General features: G+C 60.3%; 15 protein-coding genes. 5 read left to right on the forward strand and 10 right to left on the reverse strand.

The features are described from left to right. Positions 1 to 11: 11 nt before the first annotated feature. Both AC1RTB_RS01545 and AC1RTB_RS01550 read right to left on the reverse strand, forming a co-directional pair. The gene (locus AC1RTB_RS01545; protein WP_492876756.1) at positions 12 to 455 is read right to left on the reverse strand and encodes a hypothetical protein; all 444 of its coding nucleotides are present in this window, start codon (positions 453 to 455) and stop codon (positions 12 to 14) included. Between the two features lie 33 nt (positions 456 to 488). Beyond that, positions 489 to 1619, reverse strand: a complete 1131-nt coding sequence (locus tag AC1RTB_RS01550) for a cupin domain-containing protein (RefSeq protein WP_492876754.1) — start codon at positions 1617 to 1619, stop codon at positions 489 to 491. A gap of 258 nt (positions 1620 to 1877) precedes the next feature. On the opposite strand from AC1RTB_RS01550, the gene AC1RTB_RS01555 reads away from it, so the two are divergent. Further along, entirely contained in the window at positions 1878 to 3650 is a 1773-nt protein-coding gene (locus AC1RTB_RS01555; protein WP_492876752.1) for an ethanolamine ammonia-lyase reactivating factor EutA, read from the forward strand. 42 nt (positions 3651 to 3692) lie between these two features. Here AC1RTB_RS01555 and AC1RTB_RS01560 read toward each other — a convergent pair whose 3' ends face one another. The 6 genes from AC1RTB_RS01560 to AC1RTB_RS01585 form a co-directional block, all read right to left on the reverse strand. Continuing rightward, positions 3693 to 3887 carry a hypothetical protein gene (locus AC1RTB_RS01560; protein ID WP_492876750.1) on the reverse strand — a complete coding sequence of 65 codons (195 nt, stop codon included), beginning with the start codon at positions 3885 to 3887 and terminating at the stop codon, positions 3693 to 3695. Positions 3888 to 4003: 116 nt separating this feature from the next. Beyond that, entirely contained in the window at positions 4004 to 4990 is a 987-nt protein-coding gene (locus AC1RTB_RS01565; protein WP_492876748.1) for a substrate-binding domain-containing protein, read from the reverse strand. A 17-nt stretch (positions 4991 to 5007) separates the two neighbouring features. After that, positions 5008 to 6012 (reverse strand): FAD-binding oxidoreductase, encoded by a 1005-nt coding sequence (locus tag AC1RTB_RS01570; protein WP_492876746.1) that lies wholly within the window; start codon positions 6010 to 6012, stop codon positions 5008 to 5010. A 32-nt stretch (positions 6013 to 6044) separates the two neighbouring features. Next, on the reverse strand, positions 6045 to 6827 hold the full coding sequence (locus AC1RTB_RS01575; RefSeq protein WP_492876744.1) for an IclR family transcriptional regulator: 783 nt from the start codon (positions 6825 to 6827) through the stop codon (positions 6045 to 6047). A gap of 158 nt (positions 6828 to 6985) precedes the next feature. Continuing rightward, positions 6986 to 7498 (reverse strand): hypothetical protein, encoded by a 513-nt coding sequence (locus tag AC1RTB_RS01580; protein ID WP_492876742.1) that lies wholly within the window; start codon positions 7496 to 7498, stop codon positions 6986 to 6988. 52 nt (positions 7499 to 7550) lie between these two features. Then, positions 7551 to 8837 (reverse strand): aromatic ring-hydroxylating dioxygenase subunit alpha, encoded by a 1287-nt coding sequence (locus tag AC1RTB_RS01585; RefSeq protein WP_492876741.1) that lies wholly within the window; start codon positions 8835 to 8837, stop codon positions 7551 to 7553. A 233-nt stretch (positions 8838 to 9070) separates the two neighbouring features. Here AC1RTB_RS01585 and AC1RTB_RS01590 point away from each other — a divergent pair, with 233 nt between their 5' ends. Continuing rightward, a complete protein-coding gene (locus AC1RTB_RS01590) occupies positions 9071 to 9388 on the forward strand; it encodes a non-heme iron oxygenase ferredoxin subunit (protein WP_492876739.1) in 318 nt (105 codons plus the stop codon). Positions 9389 to 9480: 92 nt separating this feature from the next. On the opposite strand, the gene AC1RTB_RS01595 is transcribed toward AC1RTB_RS01590, so the two are convergent. After that, a complete protein-coding gene (locus AC1RTB_RS01595; RefSeq protein ID WP_492876737.1) occupies positions 9481 to 10077 on the reverse strand; it encodes a HupE/UreJ family protein in 597 nt (198 codons plus the stop codon). Between the two features lie 387 nt (positions 10078 to 10464). On the opposite strand from AC1RTB_RS01595, the gene AC1RTB_RS01600 reads away from it, so the two are divergent. The 3 genes from AC1RTB_RS01600 to AC1RTB_RS01610 all read left to right on the forward strand — a co-directional run bounded on the left by AC1RTB_RS01600 (position 10465) and on the right by AC1RTB_RS01610 (position 12949). Beyond that, positions 10465 to 11046: a cupin domain-containing protein gene (locus AC1RTB_RS01600; RefSeq protein WP_492876735.1), complete on the forward strand. Its 582-nt coding sequence runs from the start codon at positions 10465 to 10467 to the stop codon at positions 11044 to 11046. 27 nt (positions 11047 to 11073) lie between these two features. Beyond that, positions 11074 to 11664: a cupin domain-containing protein gene (locus AC1RTB_RS01605; RefSeq protein ID WP_492876734.1), complete on the forward strand. Its 591-nt coding sequence runs from the start codon at positions 11074 to 11076 to the stop codon at positions 11662 to 11664. Positions 11665 to 12262: 598 nt separating this feature from the next. Beyond that, the gene (locus tag AC1RTB_RS01610) at positions 12263 to 12949 is read left to right on the forward strand and encodes a helix-turn-helix transcriptional regulator (RefSeq protein WP_492876732.1); all 687 of its coding nucleotides are present in this window, start codon (positions 12263 to 12265) and stop codon (positions 12947 to 12949) included. Positions 12950 to 13073: 124 nt separating this feature from the next. Here the strand turns inward: AC1RTB_RS01610 and AC1RTB_RS01615 are convergent, their stop codons facing one another. Further along, entirely contained in the window at positions 13074 to 14390 is a 1317-nt protein-coding gene (locus tag AC1RTB_RS01615) for an HlyD family type I secretion periplasmic adaptor subunit (RefSeq protein WP_492877305.1), read from the reverse strand. Positions 14391 to 14424 lie beyond the last annotated feature (34 nt).

Below are 14424 nucleotides of genomic sequence, written 5' to 3' on the forward strand. Positions count from 1 at the left end.
GCCGCGCAGCGTCAGTGGTGATGATGGTGGCCATCACCATGGTCGTGGTCATGACTGTGATCGTGACCATGATCGAGCGCGCGCAGCCGAGCAAAGGCACGCGGAGGCTCTGACTGACCTTCAAGCATCGCCTCCAGCAACATGCGGGTCGTATCTTCGCCGGCCGGCAGGTTGCCGGCCAGGAAGCCGGCAAGGTGTGCGAACACGATCGCCTGGTTTGCAATGGTCTCCGTGCGCAGCCCATCTGGAATGGCAGTCAGGTCACTGATTGCGTGATTGAGGACACGGCGAGACAACTCGCTCATATAGCCGCTTCGGTCCGCATCCGACGCCAAGGGTGCTGAACTGCGGGCGGTCAGTGTGTCGCGGGTGACGCCATAGGCGCGAGCAACATAGAGCAGCCGCTCGACCAATTCGCTGTCAGCCTGCCGGTCGTCTTCGACTTCACCGCACATTTTACCCTCCCTCGTGATCGCCTGTGTGATGGATCAGGACGCGGCCCTGACATTCCATTCCGGCAGATCAGCCTGCTCAGCTTCGTAGTATCTTTCCATCTGCGTTGCCACTCCGTTGTGCGACAAGGCTTCGGCGAACAAGGTTCTGACCAGCGGCTTCTCGTCGGCATAGTCGATCTGATCGCCGCCGATGCGCTGGCTGATCCAGGCCTTCGGCACGCCCTGCGCGTTTCGGATCGAAACCACTTCGTGCTTGAAGGCCAGGTAGCGCGCGGGCGTGGTGCCGGTATTGAAATGCTGGTGGTACCAGAGGTTGGGCGGCACGATCATCGTGCCGACCTCCCAATCGTAGCGCCTGGGCTCCTCGCCCTCAGGCCACATCAGGCTGTAGCCTTCCCCACTGAGCACGATGACATGCGCTCCTGGGCCGTGCCGATGCCCCTTCTTGTAGGTACCAATCGGGAACTGCGAGATGTGGCTGTTCATCGAGCCCCGCGCCAGGTTGAAGCGGATATGGCCACCGCCGGCCCCGCGCTCCTTGGCGGTGATCAACGGCAGATTGACTGCGTCGGAAACGAAGTTGGTTTCGAGCAGCAGGCCTTTCTGCTCGCCCTTGTTGGCGAAATAGTCCGGCTCGCCATTGAAGCGGCTTTTGAAGTCGTGGGCCGAGTTGAAAATGAAGTCCTCGTCTTCGTAGAGGTTCATCACGGGCGGATTGTTGGTAACCGCAACAAAGCGGGCCGGCTTTTGCCCCGACCCGTTGAAATGCTGGTGCCAGGTGTTCAGCGGGATCGCAAACAGCGCCCCCTTCTGCCATTCGAAGCTCACCTTCGTGCCCGCGTCGTTCCAGACCGTCGTCGAGCCCTGGCCGTCGAGCACCAGGATCATCTCTTCGAACAGCTGACGCTGAGGGGCGAGCTTGCCGCCGGCAGGGATTTCGCAGACGTAACAATCGTTCGATGTGCGAGAGGCGTCGTGATTAATGAAAACGCCGCTGCCGCCGCGTCGCGCCCAGGGCTTCAATTCGACGGTGTGCAGATTGCGTACGTAGAAGGCGCCGATGATGTCGAGGCCTTCCTTCGCCACCCAACGCGTGTAGGGCGTCTCCTTCTCGGTGGCGAACTTCTTTGCGAGTTCTTCCGAGACAATCGCATCACCGGCCATAACAAGTCCTTCCCAATTCGTAGAACACCATCGCGCTGCGATGGGGGTCCGTCGCAAACTGTGACTAGCGGTAACCGAACTGCTGGGACCCGAGAAATATTGAAATTGATTGGCTCCTAGCGGCCCCTCTTCTGGCCTTGCGATCGGCGTCTTGCTCCCTTTCGAATTCGGTTTTGCCCGTCGGATCGAAACTGCGGCAGACCAATCCTACAATGTGGAGGTCTTCAAATGGCCTGCGTTCGACGGGAGGAGAGCTAGATGGGTGACGGGAATGATAGAGCTGACCAAGAAGGCCAGCCGAAGTCGCACACACTCGACGACCATATGTATGGCGACACGCTCGATCACGACCACGGCCCCGATTCCGATCACGACCACGACAGCCTTGAAGCACTTGGGCCGATCGAGCAAAACCCGATCTGGATTCAGGACCACGTCGTCCTGACCAGCGTCGGCATCGATATCGGCTCGTCGGGCACGCAGGTCATTTTCTCACGCATGCTGATGCGCAGGCTCGGCGAGGATCTCACCAGCCGCTACATCGTCGCCAAGCGCGAGACCATCTACCAATCTCCGGTTCAGCTGACGCCATATCGCAGCGAGACGCGCATCGATGATGCGGCACTCGGCAAGATCATCGACGAGGCCTATGCCGAAGCCGGGGTCGGCACGGCGGACATAGATACCGGCGTCGTCATCCTGACTGGCGAGGCGTTACGTCGCGAGAATGCCGAAGGCATAGCCCGGGTTCTGGCCGAACAGGGCGGCGAGTTCGTCTGCGCCACGGCAGGTCATCACATGGAGGCGATGCTTGCGGCTTATGGGTCGGGTGCGGCCAAAGCCTCCTACGACCTGGGACAGCGGCTGCTCAACATCGATATTGGCGGCGGCACCACCAAACTCGCCATCGTCGAGAAAGGCGCCATCAAGGCGACCGGGGCGATCCATATCGGTGGGCGGCTGCAGGTCACTGACGCGTCAGGGCAGATCACGCGTCTCGATCCGGCAGGACGACACCATGCTGCCCGGGCCGGTGTTGACTTGCGGGTGGGAGATTTCGCGACGCCGGCCGAACTCGACAAGGTCGCGGCTTTGATGGCATCGACGCTTGCGTCGGCCCTGCGCGGAGAGCTGACAACCGACATCCGGCATCTCTATCTCACCGACCCGATCGAGGATTTCGGGCAGATCGACGGTGTGATGGTGTCGGGAGGTGTCGGGGAATTCGTCTACGAACGGGAAAATGCCGACTTCGGCGACATGGGCAAGCGCCTTGGCGCGGCCTTCAGGGCGGAGTTGGCGAAACTGCCCTGGCCGCTTCTTCCGGCAGGCGCCTGCATTCGCGCGACCGCACTTGGCGCATCGGAATATTCCATTCAGCTCAGCGGCAACACCAGCCACATCACCAGCCCCGGCCGGCTGCTGCCCCGCCGCAATATGCCGGTGCTGCAACCACCTTTGCCGATGGATGAGGCGATCGACGCGGCCGAGATCTCCAAACTGATCCGATCTCATCTCACGGCGTTTGATGTAGCGGACGGCAGCGGCGATCTGGTGCTGGCGATACGCTGGGAAGGCAGGCCGGAATATCCGCGCATCCGCGCTCTGGCTGAAGGGCTTCGCGCCGGGCTTGCGGCGCGCATCGAAGCGAAGATGCCGATCTACATCATGCTCGATGGCGACATCGCCATGACGCTCGGCCGCATTCTCTCCGAGGAAATGCAGGTCGACACCGACATGCTGGTGATCGACGGCCTTCAGCTCAGGGATTTCGACTACATCGATCTCGGCAAGATCCGGCTGCCGTCACGCACCGTTCCCGTGACGATCAAGTCGCTGGTGTTCAACGAGGATCCGCGCGGCACAAGTCCGCGTCAGAGGATCCATCATCATGATCATGGCGGCCACCACCACGGCCACGATCATCATGGCCACAGTCACGGGCACGACCATCATCATCATGACGGTCGTAGCGATCATCATGCGCATGAGTCGGGGGCGACCGAGAGCGGCAAGGCGCGATCTGGATAAGGAGTGCCATGCCGCCATGATGGGCAGGGCAATCAGCTGAAATTAGCGCCGAAAATTGATCTGGTCGAACGATGTTTCGCTGATGCCAAGGGCGCGAAGCGCCGAAGTTTCCGGCCGGCGGCCGCGACGAACGGCTTCGCTGCACGACTGGGCTGCGGCAAACATGTCCAGAGTATTGGCGATGTAGCCGAAGATCGACCGACGACCACGTCTCGTTCCAGATGTGATTGCAGACATGCCCATATCTCCTTGTTGCATTGCACAAGAAACATATAGGCATATTGCACTGCAATATGAAGATACTCCATGGCATGGCAGCGATGAGCCCCACGCATGGCGAACGATCCGGCCGATCAGATGACGAAGGATTCCATCGTCTCTGGCACGAATATCTCCTCCGGCTTGAGCAGCCGCTTGGACAGCCCCTGTTCAAATGAATAGCGCAGGAATGTCTCGAGCACCTTCCTATTGGGCTTGAAACCGTAGCTCCAATAGTCATCGCCCATTTCGCGGCGGGCATCTTCGACATGCGCCGCGAGCCAGGGCAGCATCGTCTTCAGCGCCGCGGTTTCCCTGAGGTCGCGATAGGCGCGCTGTTGCGCGGCGCCAAAGGCCTTGAACAGCGACTGGGCGATCCAGCGATTGGCCTCATAGACCTCCCGCCGGATGACGACCGTGTGCATGATCGGGAAAATACCCGTGCGGCGGAAATAGGAGCGCTCGACCTCGACGAAATTTTCGAACAGCCGCCGCACCTGCCCCTCAGGGCCTTCATATGTCGAGGGTTTGCGCGCCGTATAAAGTGCGTCGATCTCGCCCTCTCCGAGCATCGCCGCCAGCGTCTTTTCAGGCCCTATCCGGCTGACGTGAATTTTTTCCGGCAGGCTGAGGGGGATTTTCTCCGATCGATTGGGGCTTTCCTCGCCCCCGGTAAGATACTCCACGTCTTCGACGCGAACGCCATATTCGTCGGAAAGAACGCCGCGGATCCAGACCGGTGCGGTCATCTGGTATTCGGGGCAACCGACCTTCCGCCCGACAAGATCCTTGGGTTCGGCGATTCCGGCACCGGCATTGATGTAGATCGACGAATGGCGAAAGAAGCGCGACGGGAATATCGGGATCGCGACGAACGGGCGCTCGTCGGAGAAGCATGAGACGACGTAGGACGATAGCGACATCTCGGCGACGTCGAACTCGCGATACCTCAACATGCGGAAGAACGTCTCTTCCACCGGCATGTTGAGATAGGTGAGGTCGATGCCGTCAGGAACGACCGTGCGTTCCATCAAGGCGCGCGTGCGGTCATAATCCCAGCAGCCGAGCGACAATCGCAACATTGGTCCCTCCCAAACGGTCAGTAGAACTGGTCGAAATGCACCTGCTCGGCGGGGACTTTTCGCTCGACCAGCATGCGCTGCACCGCCTCCCCCATCGCTGGCGGTCCGGCGAAATAGACTTCGCAAGCGGCGAGCCGCTCGCCCATCACAGCTGCAGCCATGTCGTGCACGAAGCCCTTGTAGTCGGTCCAGTCGAGCTCGTCTGCCGCCGAGATCGCCGCGTGATAGTGCATGCGGGTGCCAAATCCAGGCAGCTCGGACAGCATGTCCCGGCCGCAAATGTCGCGTGCCGCGCGCCCGCCGTAGAAAAAGTCCACGCGCCGATCCGCCAATCCGGGCGACACTGCAGCGGCCCGCACGATCGAAATCATCGGCGACAGTCCCGACCCGCCGGCGATGCAGACGATGTCACGCGGCGCGTCCTCGCGCAGATAGGCCATGCCATAGGGACCATCGACGCCGATACGACTTCCGAGCTGCAGATAGTCAAAGAGACGGCTTGTCGCCTCCCCGCCCGGAACCCGCTTGATCTGGAAATGCCACTCGCCGCCGTCCTCTCCCGTATTGCACATGGAGTACGCCCGGTTGCCTTCAACGCCGGGAATGCTCAGCAGCGCATATTGCCCAGGCTGGAAGCGTGCAGCGCTGTCGAGGCGAAAACGGAATTCGCGGATGTCGTGCGTGATGTCGCGCGTCGCCACCAGAACTGCCGATTGCCGGTGGGGCACGAACCGGCTCTCATATTTTGGCGACATGCGGACCTTGATCTCGCAGTCGCCCAGCGGCACCGACTGGCAGCCTAGGCGGCGTCCACGGAGTTGGTCCCTTTCGCTGAGTCCCGGCGGGTCCTTGCGCTGATGTTCGATCTCCCCGCGAAGCAGGTCGAACCGGCAATTGCCGCATGATCCGACATTGCATTCATAGGGAAAGCCGAGGCCGGCGCGGATGGCCGCGCGCATGATCGTGTCGCCGTCGTCGCATCCCCAGGAGACTTCCGTTCCAGTCAGCTTGATGAGCGTCATTGAGCGTCCGGTCTCCCCATGTATCTATTCTGCTAGCGTCTGGCGTGCCCGAGACGCGCCGATATCGCGGCGACGGTTTCCTGAAGCGGTTCGGAAAATCCCGTCAGCGCTTCGAGCGACACGCGTTGCGATGGCCCCGCGATCCCCACTGCGCCGACCACTTCGCCACGCGCATTGCGCACGGGCGCAGCGATACTGCGGATGCCAGGTTCGCTCTCTTCGTCGTCGATCGCGTACCCTTGCTGGCGAACATCGGCGAGGATGGCGCGCAACGTTTCCGGATTGGTGACTGTCCTTGGGGTCCGCGCCGCGAGGCGTCCGGCAAGAAGGCGATCGATCGCTGCTTCCGGAGCGAAGGCGAAGATGGCGCGCCCGACTGCGGTGCAATAGGCCGGGCGGCGGACACCGATGTCGGAGCGCATGCGCAGCGCCTGCGGGCTTTCGAGATTGTAGACATACATGATCTCGTCATCGGACGGGATGCCGAGCAGGATGGTCTCGCCCGTGCGGGCACGAAGATCGAACAGGTAAGGCCGCGCCTCGGTCGAAAGGTCCATGCGGCGCCTGACCAGTGTGCCGAGCCCAAACAGTTCAATGCCCAAGCGGTAGCGCTCGGTTTCCGGGTTCTGCTCAAGCAACCCCTCCGATACCAGCGTGACGGCCAGCCTGTGGACGGTGCTCTTGGCGACGCCGAGTTTCTGGGCCAGGGCGCTGACGCCGATCTCTTCTTCGTCCTGCGAAAATGCCTTAAGCAAGCGAATTGCCGTTGCCACCGAAGACAGGCGATTGCGCTGCTTTTTTGCAGGCTTTTTCACGCTGCTTGCCGCTGCCGATTTCATCAAGCCATCGCTCCGTACGTTGTTGCCGGGCCGATGGATAGCACAGCTTTGCGAGGTACGGTTGGAGGGCCTAACAGCAAGGGCCGCTGTTCGACGCCACGGCCTGCCGACAGCAATGCTGGACCGAGCATCGGTCACACCCGCAGCGCCGTCAGCATTTCGGCGACGAATTCCTCGTCCGCCGACACCACAAGCATTGCCGCATAGGGACGCAGCGCGCTCAAGGTGCGGCCGCCTTCCCTCTCGTCGGAACCGAGAATCAGCCCGGTGGTCATCTTGCCGCGCACAAAACAGGCATTGCCTATGACTTCGGCCGCGTTTGGCGCCGGCGCGCCACCGGTCAACATCACCACGACATCGGCGTCGGCGATCTCATCGAGCAGGCTCACACGCTTGCCATCGAAACACTCGAGCACCGCATCCACCGGCAGGCTGGAAAGCCGTTCGCTCGGCACCTTGGCTTCGATGAAGCGAAAGAACCGCGCGCCGTTCCAGGGCATGCTCTCGACCCGACGCAAGGCGGCATGGCCGGGTTCGTCAAGCGCGATGATCCGAGACTTACGCGGCGAGGAATTCGCATCGCCGATGCGAAAGCGCGCTTCCTCGGTCGTCGTTGTCCGGGCGCTTTCGCTCAAGGCAAGTTGCATTGCGGCTCCTCCATGGACGAGCGTCGCGCTTGTCGCGCGCCCTCTTATTGGCTCAAACCGACGCCGGCGCGGTGCCCGGGATGACGCTCAGCACCTCGTCGGCGACGTCCTTGTAGGACCTGTCGACCGGCAGAACGATCGCCGCGGAGCGAACACGCTGGTGCGCGGGGTCGATTCCCGGTGGCTGCACGCCCTTCTCGCGAAGCGCCTTTGCCGCCTTCATCAGCCTGTGGCGGGCCATGATGATGCCGTTGTCGGTCGACACCAGGTTCTCCTTAGTGCGGTCGACGATCGGCCCCATGCTCTCCTGCAGCGAGGCATCCTGCATGGCGATGCCTTCGACCCCGGAATAGGTCGTGCCGGCGCGCTGGGCCTCGCGGTCCATGAGGTAGTCATTGTCCTTGTTGGCCCGAGGACGATAGCTGCCCGGCACATAAGTGACGTGGATGCCCTTGCCGTCGATCATCGCCTGCCGTTCATCGGCGGTCAGCGCGCGGGTCGGATGGTAGTCGAAGCTCCAGGCCCAGCAGTTCTCGTCGTCGATCGGAATCCAGAAATGGCCGTGCACCGGATGGTTGCCGCGCGGCGGGACCATGGTGAAGGACGGCATCACCCATGGCGTCACTCGCCAGTAATAATGCCCCTCCTCGGCATTGCGGCGCGCGCCGATATAAAGCCCGCCGGCGCTGTCACTGACCTCGAAGAACGGCTTCTGGTCGCTCAGATTGTACTTGTTGCCGCGCGCGCCCTTGAACAGCGGATCGGAGTTCAGGCTGCCGCTGTGCAGCCACGAAACGTGGCTTGAATCGATGCCGCCTTCCATTGCCTGCAGCCAGTTGTTTTCCTGCCAGCGCTTCGAGGTGAAGGTCTGTTCGGCGGGAACCAGCGCGAACTCCCATTCGGGATGTGGCGGCTGCTTTTCCGCCGGGCCCATATAGGTCCACAGGATGTCGCCGATCTTGATCAGCGGGTAGGATTTCAGCTTGATCTTGTTGCAATAGCCGCTTTCGACGGGTTCCGACGGCACCTCGATGCACTGCCCCGTAACGTCATATTTCCAGCCATGATAGGGGCAGCGGAGCCCGCCTTCCTCATTGCGGCCGAACCACAGCGAAACACCCCGGTGGGCGCAGAATTCGTCGATCAGGCCATAGCGGCCCTGACTGTCCCTGAATGCCAGCAGCCTTTCGCTGAGAAGCTTGACCCGCACCGGTGGGCAGTTGTCCTCGGGCAGCTCCTCGGCCAGCAGCGCCGGGATCCAGTAGCACCGGAACATATCGCCCATTGGGGTGGCCTGGCCCGTTTGCGTCAAAAGATCGTTCTGGTCCTTCCGAAGCATGCTTTTCCTCCCTTTCAGCGGTCTTTTGGCACATCGGCCAAGGTGAGAGGCGACTTGAACACGGATGCCTGCAAGACCGATTTGGCTTGACCGGCCAGGTTGACGTTTTCACCCAACCGCCTATCCTACGCGTTCGTTCCTTTATACGGAACGCTGTTCTTATTTAGCGAAACGTAGCGCCGGGCATCCTCAGCGTCAACTGCTCGGCCAAGTGAGGCGAAGGAAGTTTGGAAATGACGGGCATCCGCACGAAGCTCAAAGTGTGCTCCACCGACGATGTCGATTTCGGCTGCGCGATGCAGGTGGAGGCTGATGGGCTGACGCTTGCCGTCTTCAATGTGGGAGGCACCTTCTACGTCACCGACGACCAGTGCACGCACGGCCCGGGCTCGCTGTCGGAAGGCTACCTCGAAGGGCATACTGTGGAATGCGATTTCCACAATGGAGCCTTCGATGTCCGCACCGGCGAAGTCGTCGCCCCGCCCTGCCTTGTTCCTGTCAGGACCTACAAGGTGGTCGTCGACGGTAACGACGTCCTGATCGAGGTCTGAAAATGCAAAACAGCCGCCAGGCCTATCGGCGGCGGCTGTTCCAACAAATGGCCCGGATCAGCCGGTAGCTGATCCGGGCCATTGCATCGGGGTCAGATAAGCCCGGTCAGGATCGCTACACCAGCGGTCGCCATGGCGCCGCCGCTGGCGCGCAGCATGAGGCCGGAGTGCGCACCGAAGCGGCCGACACCGAGCCCTGCGCCGATACCGGCCGCATGAAGCAGTGCGGTCGCAAGCATGAAGCCCATGGCGTAGCTCACGCCAGAGGCATCGACGGGCATTTCGGCGCCGTGAGCGTAGCCGTGGAAGATGGCAAAGACCCCGACCAGCGCCATGGCAGCCGCAACCGGCACCGTCAGGCGCATGGCGACAGCCAGCCCAAGCACGATAACGCTTGCAGCGATACCGATCTCAACGAAGGGAACAGCGATGCCCTGCACACCAAGCAGGCCGCCAAAGGCCATCATGGCGACGAACGACGCCGGCACCATCCACAGGGCGCGGCCGCCGAGGCAAGCAGCGAACACGCCGACCGCGACCATTGCCAGAATATGGTCGAGGCCGCCGATCGGGTGCACGAAGCCATGAACCAGGCCACCGACATGTCCCACCCCGGTATGCGCGAAGGCCACAGCGGGCACGAGCGCACCGACAAGTGCGAGCGATGTTGTCTTAAGTGATTTTCTCAATTCCCGTCTCCCTTGGACAGTCTCAGGCAGTATCGGAGTTCCGTAGCCGCGCCTGTGTCCGGCCCCTCGGAAATCTGCTCGGCGTTCAAAGCGTCGTGTCACCAAACCCCAGCCAACAGGGTTCGCATAGACTTCCGCCATCGTGATCCGCTCTGCCATATCTGAAGCACTCTGACTGGCCCTGCTGCCAGTAGTAATTCGATCTGGGACCCAGCAGTTCTGTCTATTGGTCTATGTTGCGCGTGCTCCGCTAACAATCGGCAGGTCCGGTCAAAGTTTGCGTTTGCCCGGGGCGAATGTCACAACCGCAGCTCGCCGAAACCCGTGCAAGGCAAGCCAGACGAGCGACTGCGCGGTTGACGGGGCAGGACGAATTCGGAGGAGCATATGACGATAGACACAGACGTTGCAAAGACCGGCCACAATAGTGGCGATCAGCCTAGCGAGGTGGTCTGGGAACGCTGGACGAAGAAGCGGACTTTCGTCCGCGGCCTTGAAGGTACCTATGGCGAACTGATGTCCGAGTTGTTCTCGCAGCCCCGCGTCTATCACACCAAGGACCTGAAGTGGAAAGGCGGCCCGCAGAACTTCGGCAAGAAGGTGATCAACCCCCAGGCCGTGAAGGTCGCCCAGTCGATCGAGACCCATGTCGACGCCTTCGCGCCAGGCGGCTACGGCCAGAAGCACGGCCACATGAACAGTGCGGTGTTCTTCGTCCTCAAGGGCAAGGGCCACGACATCCATGACGGCAAGCGCCTGGACTGGGAGGCCGGCGACGCGCTGATCGTGGAAAACGGATGCGTGCACCAGCATCTTTCGGACGATCACGATGACGAAACCATCGTCCTTGTCGCGAAGGCCAAGCCGCTCTTCCTTTTCATGCACCTGATCTTCCAGAAGGTGGTCGAATTCCCGCCCAAGGAACCGGCACCGGGCCAGGAAAACTACGCCCCGCCTGCAGAGCTTTGATCCGCCGAAATCAGGGAGAACACACCAATGTCAGCAATACCGCCCTTCCTTGACCCGATCGAGCGCGAACGCGCACGAACCGGCGACAACTATGTCAGCTTCTATGCCGAGGCACTGGAAGCGTCCAAGCAATTCCGTCGCGAATACGACGAGCGCGTGGGTGTCGTTAAGTGGAACGATATGCCGATGGAGCGGTCGGCCGATGGCCTGATCAAGCACATCATCAACGAGCGCATGAACACCAAGGAATGCTGCCTCGACATCTACATGCAGTTCATTCCCGCCGGCGGCGCCACCGGCACCAGCCGTCACCTGACCGAAGAGGTGGCCTATGTCATCGAAGGTACCGGGCATGACCTGCACTACGACGTACGCTTCGACTGCAAGGACACCTTCATCTGGGAGTGGGACAAGACGCCCAAGAAGGCCGAGTGGGGTCCGGGCGACTTCATCTACATCCCGCCCTATTGCGCCCACAAGCGCTTCTGCACCTCGCAGACCGAGGCCCGCGTTGTGGTCATCAACAGCCGCATCATGAAGTCGATCGGCTTTGACTGGTTCGACCAGCTCGAGCCGGCAAAGGGCTTCGAGGACCTCTGGGTACCACCAGAAGACTGACGGATTTAGCATGGCAAGGCGCATCGATTGCGCCTTGCCATGTCACTGATAACGTTTGCCGCGAGGCCGTGAACCAGCTTTGATGCCGAACCTCATCACGGCGGATCAAGCTTTGCCGTCGCCGCGGCGATGCGCCAATCGGTTGAGCGTCTGGCGACTTTCTCTCTCTGCATTTTCACGCAAAGTTCGAAATCTGCGCGCCGAGCCTCACCGCGTCCCACAATTCGCGCCATGGCGAACATAGAAGAATACCGCATGCCAGACGACATCCTCAGGGGACTGGACACCCTTGAATAAAATCGTGCCGCGCGCTCGCGTCAGCGACTTTGAGATTGAAACGCTGAAGCCAAACGCGGTCGAAATTGATCTCCGAACATTGGCACAGAACCTTCCATGTGCGCACAACTAGGTGATCGACTTGAAGGCTCAATCATTCTGTCGATTTTTGCTTTATTGTTTAATATTTTTAACTTCACTAATTATTTCGTTTTGGTCAAACAGACGAACGTGATAAGTTGTTAAGCTTGTTTGCGTATCTCAAAGGTGCCAACAAGGGGGGAGTATAATGCCCCGGCATTCCTCGCATAGCCCATGCGCTATGATCGTTGTAGGAAATCACGCACTCGCAAGAACCTCTATCGTCAGACTTCTCAAAGGTGAATTCCCCGGATGGGATTTCATCGAGATGGAGTCCGTCGAAAACCTGGACAGCGCATGCGGCATGGACGTTCGCATTGTTGGGTTCTATTTGGGATCGAGGAGTATCGAGGATCCTAAGTTGCGCGACGATCTTGCCGCTGTGCAAGAAGCCTTCCCGCAAGCCGAGATTGCTCTTCTGTCGAATGCAGGCGACCCGACCATGGCCGTGCAGGCGCTGCGTATGGGTGTCACAGGCTTTTTCACCACTTCGCTGTCACTGGACGTTGCCCTGGCGGGCGTTCGCCTTGTCCTTGCAGGCGGCGTGTATTGCCCGCATCCCATCGGTTCGCTGGTCGAGGAGCCAGTCGTGCTTGAGACACACGTCAACGGACAAACATATGCCTCGGAAAGCATCGACGTTATTGAAATCTCCTCCGGCTTCACCCATCGCGAGGAAGATGTGCTCGCGCAGCTGCTGCTTGGTCATTCGAACAAGGTGATCGCAGCCAACGTGAATATTTCCGAAAACACTGTAAAAATGCACATCCAGCACATCATGCGTAAGCTGCGGGTCCAGAATAGAACCGAAATCGTGATCCGACTGGGCAAGAGAGCAGCTCATGATGCGAACTCCAGCCAGAAGTAGGAATCCTCAAACCACTTGGATCATCTCATTTTCTACGAAGATTATTGTTTGAACGAGCTGACCTACGGCGGGGCGATCCCGGTGGCTATTTGCCATGCGAGACAGCGCCGTGTGGTGAAGCTGATCAATCCTCTCGGAAAGACCTGCTGAAACTGTCGAGGACCGGCCTCAGCGCATAGAGCGCCACGGTACTTTGACCCGTCTCGATCAACGCCTGCACGGGCATTCCGGGCACCAACGTCACGTCCGTCATCCTGGCCAATTGCTCATCTGAAACACGGATCGTCGCCGCATAGTAGGATTGGCCGCTTTGCTTATCCACCAGGCGATCCGCTGAAACATAGGTGACCGTGCCGGAAAGGAGCGGCACCCGCCGCTGATCGTAAGGCAAGAGATGAACTTTGGTCGGCAACCCGACATGAACGACATTGATGTCTTCGGGCCTGATATGCGCGGTGACGATGAGACGATCCTCTTTTGGCACCAGATCAAGAAGCGGCTCGCCGGCACCCACGACCCCGCCTGGAGTGTGAATGCGAAGATCGGTGATCACCCCATCTTCGGAGGCTCTGATCTCCGTTCTGGAAAGTTGATCATCGGCAGCCCGCATTTGCTCTGCAAGTTGCAATAGCTGGCTCTCGGTCTCGCGAAGGCTCTGCGCTATCTCGTTCTGGCGGTCGCTCTCAAACTTCAAAAGGTCGGCCTGCGCCTCGCTGATGGACTCTTCGGCGCGGGCGATTTGAGCGGCCGTTTCGCCGCGCTGGTCATCGACGTCCGCACTTTCGCGCATGAGATCGAAAAGGCGGCTTTGCCTTTCGAGTTTCCTGGCGACGAGATCCGTGACTGTAGCCAGCTCCTTTCGCACGATGTCCGCCCTGGTTGACAGCGCGGCCTGCCGCGCATGAAGCCCGACGATTTCCTGCTGGATTTGCGCCATCTTCTCCTGGATCACCACGATCTGTGCTCGCGCGACCTGGAGGCGCGTTTCGAAGATTTTTTGTTGCCCTGCCAGGATAGCCTGGATCGCCGGGCGGCTCGCCGCAGCCTGTATTTCCTCAGAGAGGATGACGTGGTCTTTTTCGCCCTGTTCGGAAAGCAGCCGAGCTTGACGTATCTTGGCATCCCAGAACTGGCCCGTAAGAGCGTTGCTTTGTGAACGTGGTTTCACGTCGTCGAGCTTTATCAGGACCTGTCCCGAAGAAACCACATCGCCATTTTTGACGAGTATCTGTCGAACGATCCCACCCTCCAGGTGCTGGATGGTCTTGCGGCTCGATTCCGGCTCCACAATTCCAGACGCGATCGCAGCACTCTTGAGCGGCGCCAAAACCGACCAGAATCCCAATCCAAGCACGAAACAGCCGATCAGCAGGTTGCCCGTCCAGGCCACGGCCCGAAGCCTCGGGGCCGGTGGCGCCGGTTCAAATTCCGCATATCCCATGAATTGGTCGCTGCCCGGTGCATGGCTCACGGCG

Source organism: Aminobacter sp. GW821-FHT11F06 (assembly GCF_058808215.1).